1 protein-coding gene is annotated in these 1682 nt (G+C 65.6%); it reads right to left on the bottom strand.

From position 1 onward, the window contains the following. Positions 1 to 171: 171 nt before the first annotated feature. Positions 172 to 1446, bottom strand: coding sequence for a multidrug effflux MFS transporter (locus tag AX729_RS16115; RefSeq protein ID WP_061024697.1), 1275 nt, complete (start codon positions 1444 to 1446; stop codon positions 172 to 174). Positions 1447 to 1682: the final 236 nt, after the last annotated feature.

Here is a 1682-nt window from a genome sequence, read left to right as displayed (position 1 = left end):
CCTTCTCCCCTTGTGGGAGAAGGTGGCGCGAAGCGCCGGATGAGGGGTTCTATCCTCGACTTCAAACTTTGAGAGAGGGGGGCGTGCGGAGAGAGACCCCTCATCCGACGCGCTACGCGCGCCACCTTCTCCCACAAGGGGAGAAGGAAGAAAGCGTCGCCAAGCCGTCCCCTACATCATCCCGCGCTCTTCCTCCTCCGCCTTCTCGATCAGTGTCTCGCTCACCATCACCTCGCGCCGCGGGACGACGAAGATCATCATGCAGGCGCAGAGCAGCGAGATCGCGAGGACCGCGGAGGTGAGCGGCAGCGTGGTCGAGGAATGGCCGCCGAGATAGGCGCCGAATTGCGACATCAGCGCGCCGATGCCCTGCTGGAGGAAGCCCATCGCGCCCGAGGCGGTGCCGGCTGCCTCCGGGCGAATGCTGATGGCGCCGGCGGCGGAATTCGCCATCACGAAGGCATTGCCGGCCATCACGATCATCTGCGTGCCGAACAGCCAGGCGGGCGCCTCGTTCCAGCCGGCGAAGCTCCAGATCAGGTTCAACAGGCTGCCGCAGAGCTGGAGGGCGAGACCGAGCCAGATCAGCTTCTCCAGCGAGTGCCGCGGCGCAAAACGCACGCAGAGCAGGTTGCCGACCAGATAAGCAAAGCCCGTCGTCGCGAACCAAGCGCCGTATTCGGCGCTGGTGCGGCCCATCTGCGTCACCACGATGTAGGGGCCGCCGCCCGCGAAAGTGAAGATGATCTGCGAGGCCAGCACCTGGCACATGACATAGCCGACGAAGGCGCGATTGCGGATCAGCATGCCGACGTCGCCGCGGAAGCCGCTGCCGGCGGCGCGGCTGCGGCGCGTCTCGGGCAGCGCCACCGCGATACCCACGGCGACCACGATCGCGGCGATCGTGATGGCGTAGAAGATCGCGCGCCAGCCGAAAGCGGTCTCGATCAGGCCGCCGGTGAGCGGCGACACCATCTGACCGATCATCAGCGCGGCGACGACGAGGCTGATCATCGAGGCGACGCGATCGCGCTCGTAGATGTCGCGGATGATGGCGCGGCTGACCACCATGCCGGCGGCGCCGCCCAGGGCCTGGAAGAAGCGCGCGGCGATCAGTTGCGGCAGGTTCTGCGCGAAGATGCAGGCGATGCTGGCCGCGATCATCAGTGCCAGTCCGCCGAGCAGCACCGGACGCCGTCCGAACCGGTCCGACAGCGGCCCCATGATCAGCTGCGACAGCGCGATGCCGACCATGTAAAGCGAGACCGTCATCTGGGCGATCGAGATGTCGCTGCCGAAATCCGTCGCCAGCACCGGCAGCGCCGGAACCAGCATGTAGAGCGAGATCGGCGCGATCCCGGTCATGACGACCAGCAGCAGCAACACGACGCGCGATGTCGCGATGCTGGTGGCCGCTCCCGGCGGCTTGCTGATCATGCCGTGCATGCGTGTCCGTCTCTCGAATTCGAATCGACTGTAGCGCGTCCGCGCAAGACCGATATCGGCGTTTCGGAATGCGGCTATTCGGATTCCGGGACGGTTATGATGAGAGCACGATGGCGACCGGTTGGGCGCGCCGTTGGCACGACAAAATCGGTGTCATCGCCCGGCTTGACCGGGCGATCCAGGGCGGATTCAACCGTTCGTCGCAACACCCTGTTTATCGCTCACTCGTAGCAATT

The sequence above is a fragment of the Bradyrhizobium sp. CCH5-F6 genome, assembly GCF_001556045.1.
Classification (GTDB): domain Bacteria; phylum Pseudomonadota; class Alphaproteobacteria; order Rhizobiales; family Xanthobacteraceae; genus Bradyrhizobium.
This window is presented reverse-complemented; position numbering and strand designations above follow the sequence as displayed.